Origin of the sequence: Vibrio sp. V08_P9A1T1, assembly GCF_963874405.1 — a bacterium.
Lineage (GTDB): Bacteria > Pseudomonadota > Gammaproteobacteria > Enterobacterales > Vibrionaceae > Vibrio > Vibrio anguillarum.
Genome location: NZ_CAWNIB010000085.1, coordinates 1 through 6,880, shown reverse-complemented (window position 1 = coordinate 6,880; position 6,880 = coordinate 1). Strand labels below are relative to the sequence as shown.

Annotated in this window: 5 protein-coding genes; 1 reads left to right on the top strand and 4 read right to left on the bottom strand. The window is 47.0% G+C overall.

Translation table 11 applies throughout. From position 1 onward, the window contains the following. Nucleotides 1-237: 237 nt before the first annotated feature. The 4 genes from AACT21_RS04440 to fruB all read right to left on the bottom strand — a co-directional run bounded on the left by AACT21_RS04440 (nucleotide 238) and on the right by fruB (nucleotide 5,364). On the bottom strand, nucleotides 238-924 hold the full coding sequence (locus AACT21_RS04440) for a DedA family protein (protein WP_026027215.1): 687 nt from the start codon (nucleotides 922-924) through the stop codon (nucleotides 238-240). Between the two features lie 572 nt (nucleotides 925-1,496). Beyond that, complete coding sequence (gene fruA, locus AACT21_RS04435; RefSeq protein ID WP_094163156.1) at nucleotides 1,497-3,239, bottom strand: PTS fructose transporter subunit IIBC; 1,743 nt, start codon at nucleotides 3,237-3,239, stop codon at nucleotides 1,497-1,499. An 18-nt stretch (nucleotides 3,240-3,257) separates the two neighbouring features. Continuing rightward, nucleotides 3,258-4,211, bottom strand: coding sequence for a 1-phosphofructokinase (gene pfkB, locus AACT21_RS04430; protein ID WP_094163155.1), 954 nt, complete (start codon nucleotides 4,209-4,211; stop codon nucleotides 3,258-3,260). 10 nt (nucleotides 4,212-4,221) lie between these two features. Further along, on the bottom strand, nucleotides 4,222-5,364 hold the full coding sequence (gene fruB / locus AACT21_RS04425) for a fused PTS fructose transporter subunit IIA/HPr protein (protein WP_094163154.1): 1,143 nt from the start codon (nucleotides 5,362-5,364) through the stop codon (nucleotides 4,222-4,224). Nucleotides 5,365-5,586: 222 nt separating this feature from the next. Between fruB and cra the strand changes: the two genes are divergently transcribed. Continuing rightward, nucleotides 5,587-6,720 carry a catabolite repressor/activator gene (gene cra / locus AACT21_RS04420; RefSeq protein ID WP_176430150.1) on the top strand — a complete coding sequence of 378 codons (1,134 nt, stop codon included), beginning with the start codon at nucleotides 5,587-5,589 and terminating at the stop codon, nucleotides 6,718-6,720. The last annotated feature ends 160 nt before the right edge of the window (nucleotides 6,721-6,880 follow it).

The following is a 6,880-nucleotide window of genomic DNA, read 5'->3' as shown; positions in this document are numbered from 1 at the left end:
TGATAGGTGTGGGTGGCAATGTGTATAGTATAAAGTATTTGTTGTTTTTAATTGAATGGGTGGCCTCAGAGGCTATTAAAATGTAGTTCGTCGGCAGCTTCAGATATGTATAGGTGTCAGTAATTATTCTGTTTTAGGGCTCTTTTGAGCCCTTTTTTTATCTATTATCAGCGTGACTCGCTGCTATGCTCATTCGATTACGAACGCCACGGCCATTTGAACCGTGGCGTAAGGCCGCTATAATTGGCTTTCTTCACTGATACGAGGGGCTTTTTGCAGTGAACGTTTACGCATTAACCAACCCACCAGTACCGTTGAGATAGCGATCAACAGTGTCATCAGTGGTGCTAATATCAACGCATGATTGGCTATTTTGGCAAGCTTATCGGGCAAAAGAGAAATACCTAAGCCTGAGCCGACCAAAAACAGAATCCACGCCAGCGCGCTCAGTGGTGAGACGAGCAGGAAGCGTGTTGGTGTTACTGCATTACGCAGCCCCATTACCATAGGTAGCAAAGAACGAACTACCGGCAGAAAGCGCCCCATGAACATGGCCAGTAGCCCATACCTTTGGATCAAGTTATCGGTAGTGCGCCACTGTTTTTCTGAGACTTTGTTGAGCCAAGTTGAGACTAATCGCCACTCTTTAAGTTGGTGGCCTTGATAAAAGGCGATCGCACTGCCCAGCCAACCAGCAAAAACCAGCACGCCAATAATGGCATAAAGGTTGAGTACCCCAACGGCCGCAAGGCTACCACACAGTACAATCACACTATCGCAAGGCAGTGGCGCTGCTGGAATAAATGCACTTTCAACGAAGATAAGTAACCCAATGCAGAGGTAAAGTAACGACAGATCGACCTGCTGTAGCGCAAACAGATCTTGATGCCATAAGGCAGAGAAAATAGACAAAAAAGTATTCATAACAAGCTTCCTCAATCAGTAAATAGTAATAATTGGTCCGATTGAAAAAGGTGTTAAGCGTGGGCGAAGCGTGAATACAGGTTGGAAAATTGCAGTGCTTTACGCACAAAAACGTGAGTTGATTGACCTATATACAGAGAACAAATGACGACAAACGCAGTGGTACTGAGAGTGTAAAAAAGTAGGGTAGTTTCTGCGCTCGTCTCTTCGTCGTCATCTGAGATTAACCGAAGCCCACTGACTCGTGGCGTTTCATGCCTTGTGGTTAATATTGCTGCATCACGATCAACAAAAAATGGATGACTGGAAAAATGAACATGCTGGATTGTCGTAGACTCACTCGCCGAAAAGCTTTGTGTAGCATTGAGGTTGAGCGAGGAGAACAGGCTCAATAAGCTAAACAAGAAGGCAAACATCAATGACTGGATCATAACTATCGCGAGGCTACTTAAACTGAGGGTGAGTATGCGGCGTGTCAGCGGTGCGTGTAAAGGAATTTTAGCCCTGGAAAAGCGTGAAAAAGTGAGCAGCGTTGCTGCTCACTCATGATAGTTAAATATTAATGATGCAAATTATATTGCTGCCGCGGTTGAGCTCTCGCTCGCTTTTGCGCGGTTTTTAAGGAAGGCGTAACCAAAGCCAGTCACCGCCGTACCAGCCGCAATCGCGATTAGGTACATCAGTACAGGTGTAATCGCATTTGGGATCAGTAGGACAAATAGGCCGCCGTGCGGAGCCATTAATTTCGCGCCAAACAGCATAGACAGTGCACCCGTTAACGCGCCGCCTGCCATACAAGCTGGGATAACGCGCATTGGATCTTTCGCTGCAAATGGAATTGCCCCTTCAGAGATAAAGCATAAACCTAGTACAAATGAGGCTTTACCCGCTTCACGTTCACCGGCTTCGAATTTGTCTCTGGCAAGGAAAGTCGCAAGGCCCATACCTAACGCTGGCACCATACCCGCAGCCATAATAGCGGCCATTGGTGCGTAAGTTTGCGAAGCAAGTAGACCAACACCAAAGGTATACGCTGCTTTATTAATCGGCCCACCTAAGTCAAAGCACATCATCGCGCCTAGGATTACACCCAGAAGTACGGCGTTGGCTGAGCCCATGTTGTTTAAGAACTCAGTCATTGCAGCCATGATGCTCGATACAGGGCCACCGACGATGTAGATCATCACCAAGCCAGTAAAGAGACTCGCCACAAATGGAATGATGAGGATTGGTTTTAGCGCTTCCATCGATTGAGGTAAGGAGACTTTATCTGCAATGAATTTAGCGGCGTAACCTGCAATGAAACCGGCCACAATACCGCCAAGAAAACCGGCTCCGGTAGAGCTTGCCAACATCCCGCCAATCAAACCAGGAGCAAGCCCCGGACGGTCAGCAATCGAGAACGCAATAAAACCCGCCATGACAGGGATCATTAATGCAAAGGCTGAACCGCCACCAATGGTCATCAGCGCTGCCGCCAATGTGCCTTGCTCTTTAAACGCTTCAATACCAAACACAAAAGAGAGTGCGATGATCAAACCACCCGCGACTACGACAGGAAGCATGTGAGATACCCCAGTCATCAGGTGCTTGTACACCCCTTTTTTCTCTTCGGTTTGATTATTATTAGACGCTGACGATTGCGTATAAATAGACGCTTGGTTAAACGCGTTGGTGATCTCTTGCTCGGTTTTTTTCAGTGCAAGGCCAGTACTGGTTTTGTACAGTTTTTTGCCGTTGAAACGATCGAGTGGCACTTCGATATCGGCCGCAATGATCACCAAATCCGCATCAGCAATCTCTTGCGCCGTGAGTTGGTTTTTCGCGCCCACAGAACCGCGTGTTTCTACTTTGATCTGGTGGCCAAGGCGTTTTGCATGGTTTTCTAGCGCTTCTGCCGCCATAAAGGTGTGTGCAACACCCGTTGGACAAGCGGTGATAGCCACGATTTTTTTAGCGGCTTGCGTTACGACTGGCGCAGACACCGTTTTTGCCTCTTGCTCAGTTAGGATAGTTGCTGCATTTATCGCGCTGTTTAAAAAAGCAACGGGATCAGACGTGCAGGCTGAAATGTCACTTTGGTACACTTTTTTGCCGATAAAGCGGGTGGTATCTATTGGTGTATTACGAGCAATAACCACCACATCTGCGTTGTCGATTTCACTGCTAGAGAGCGTATGGCCTTGAATGATGCTGGAATGGCATTCAACCACAGCGGTCCAATTGAGCGATTTTGCCGCTTGTTCAAGCAGCCCGGCAGCAATGATGCTGTTTGCAACACCACTGGGGCATGCGGTAATAATAGCAATCTTCATAGTTACGACCTTCTGTCCTTATGAGTTAGCGCTTAAGCTAACGGGTTGTAATTGGATTTGTTGTTGTAGGGTTTCGAGTTGTTTTCGGTTTGACATACCCACGCCGACTTGCGTAACAGCTAACGCAGAGAGGGCGGTGGCAAAAGTAAGCAGTTCTGTTTTTTCCATCTGCTGCATGTGTCCCCAGCAAAGGCCCGCGACTAAAGTATCGCCTGCGCCAACAGTGCTAACGACCTGCATACGTGGTGGTTTTGCATGCAGCCATTGATGTTGGTTCAACCACATCACGCCATTTGCTCCCATCGACACCACGATATTTTCAATGCCTTTTTCGGCCAGTTGCGCGGCGGCAGCTTGGCATTGCTCAGGAGTGTGTAGTTCACGCCCCACAAATTGAGAAAGCTCTTCATCGTTTGGTTTAATCAACCAAGGCTTTGCGTCAAGACCCGCTTTGAGGGCATCACGACTGCTATCAAACAGCACTTTTTTACCCATGGAGTGCAGTTTTTCGATCCACGAAGTACATAATGCTGGGGAGATGCCCTGTGGCAAGCTACCAGCGAGCACAAAATAGTCGTGATCAGCGGCTAATCTCTCGAGAGTGCGTTCGAACTGCTCAATGGCAAGCGGCGTCACTTCAACTCCGGGGAAATTGATGTCGCTCACTTCGCCCGATTGCTCCACCAATTTCACGTTAATACGGGTTGCACCATCAACACGAACAAACTCATCAATTGCGGCCATTTGATCAAATAGCTGACAGAACAACTCTTGGTTATCACGGCCAAGAAATCCGGTCACAGTCACCTTTGCACCGAGATCGCTCAGTACTTTCGCAACATTAACCCCTTTACCTGCGGCGTGAAGTGAACCTTGTTTGACTAGGCTCACTGAGCCAACATTCAGCACATCCAAGCTACCTGTTAAATCAAGCGCTGGGTTGAGCGTGATAGTGACGACTTTATTTGTCATGACTTAATCCTCACCCTTCACCTAGACCAGAAGCAATCGCTTTACCGATCGACTCTAATGCTTGCTCGGCGTCTGGCCCCTCAGCTGAAAACTGAAGCTGGTGACCATGTTTTACGCCCAGCGCAATGACTTTCATCAGGCTTTTCGCATTGGCTGTTTTTCCGTCGCCATCTAAGTTAGACACTTTGATATTGGCTTCAAATTTCTTCGCTTCGGCCACCAACATCGCTCCTGGACGAGCGTGCAGACCATGTGCGTTTTTGATTTTGAATACCGCAACCTTGCTTGCTGCGCTCTCATTTGTTGCCGGAGCTTGCTCATTGTCATTGCTGAAGAAAGCCAATAATTGGGCAGCATTCGCATTGAGCAAGGTTTCTTGTTGTTGCTGAAGCACAAGCTGCGTGAGCTTATCTAGAATGTTTTGGTGAGCATTATTACAAGCGGCAATCGCGATCAAGGCTTTGACGTTGAGTTGATTGTATTCACACGCATTGGCGGTTGACACAAACGAAATGCCCGTGCGTTTGACCGCTTTGTCACTGCTGATTAACCACAATCCCTTGCCTAGGTGGGTTGGCTCTTTCGTGACCAGTTCGGCAACAAATTCATTGTCGGCACAGCCGGTATTGCGTAGCAAACCGCCAGCGACGGCGCTCATTTGTACCATATCACTGGCAGGGAAAAGCAGTTGGATCAACGAAGCATCAAAATCAGGCTCAAATTGCACTTCGCCATTGAGGAGTGCAATGACATCATTGGCACTGGATGCTTGTTTCAGTTTCTCTTCAACGCCATCGGCGGACAACACTTGCGTCAGTTGCTTCAGAATGCCCAAATGTTCATCGGATTTCGCTGCAATACCAATCGCGACATAAACGGTTGCGTCGTTACCCCAGTCAACGCCGTTGGGGAAGTGGTGAACAGCAACACCCGTTTGCTTAACCAGTTGACGTGTATCGGTTGTACCGTGTGGGATCGCGATACCATTACCAAGAAAGGTCGAATTCTGAGCTTCACGGTTAAGCATGCCATCGACATAACCTGCTTCGACGAACCCTTTGTTGGTTAGATCCGCTGCGATAGCTCGAATCGCTTCTTGCTTGTTCGTGGGTGATTGGCCCAAAGTAATATTGTTGGAATTGAGTTGCAGCATTTTGGCCTCTTTGCCTTACGGCTTAATTCGTTATCACTTTGAAGTATAGATTTCACCTAAGTGATAGTTTATTAATATGACTTATTCAAGCTGAATCGTTTCAGCTTTTTTCCCAAAAAAATTCAGCAAACCTATTTTTGACGAAAAATGGCGCTGTTCACTTACTCGCACTGCTCATTTTTTATAACACTCACATTTGGTGATCTTTACATCGATGAAGTGATGGTCAAATGTAGCCTTAGTTATCATTTTGTAATTTTGCTGAATCCTTTCAGCTTTTATACTGAATCGATTCAGCGTATAATTCAACTTCATCAAGGATCAAAAAATGAGTTCTATGATCCGACGCACAGAACAAGAGTGGTTGATATGACACTAGATGAGATAGCGAAGTTGGCGGGAGTCTCTAAAACCACCGCCAGTTATGTAATCAATGGCAAAGCGCAGAAGTACCGCATTAGTGAAAAAACCCAGCAGAAAGTGATGGCCGTGGTGGATGCTCATAATTACCGTCCCGATCACGCCGCTTCTGCTTTGCGAGCAGGAAATAGCCGTTCTTTTGGGCTCATCATCCCTGATCTTGAGAACACCAGTTACGCGCGTCTTGCTAAATTGTTAGAACAGAACTCTCGCCAAGCGGGTTACCAAATTCTCATCGCCTGTTCGGACGATGACCCGCATACCGAGATGTCGGTGGTGGATGCCTTGGTCTCACGCCGCATCGATGCGCTATTTGTCGCCAGCGCGATTCCTCACGCCAGTGAGTTTTATCTCAAGTTGCAACATTCAGGCACTCCGGTTATTGCGATTGACCGCCCGTTAGATGATGAATTTTTCGCCTGTGTGATCAGTGAAGATTTCAACGCCGCGTTTGAATTGACTCACTCTCTATTAACGCCGGAGATTAAAACCGTTGGTTTGGTCGGTGCATTACCAGAGCTTAATATTTCGCAAGAGCGCCAGTTGGGTTTTGAAGCCGCGTTAAGAGCGAAAACTGTGCACAGTGTTATCGGTTATGGCGCGCACTTTAATCGAGAAGAGGGCAAACGAGTGGTGAATGAATGGATCGCCAACAACAGCATGCCAGATGCGATCGTCGCGACTTCCTACACCCTGCTTGAAGGGATTTTAGACGTATTGTTTGAAAACCCAAGCTTGATGAATCGTGTGAAGTTATCGACATTTGGTGATAATCGTTTACTTGATTTCTTGCCGATTAAAATCAACTCGTTGCCGCAGCAATTTGAACTGATTGCCGACAGCGCACTCGCGTTAGCACTCAACGCTTCGGCAAAACGTTATCAAGCTGGGATCGAATTGGTGCCTCGTAAACTGAAAGTTCGTGAGACGCATTAGCCAAACATAACTTATTTGATGCTTATCGCACTGCAACAGCGATAACTGCTTAAGGCTTTATTGCTTCGGTTCTATCGAATTACGTAATAAAGCCTGCATTTATCGCAAACAATCTTCGTTAACATTCCAATAACATGAAGCATATTGCTAACTCCATGGA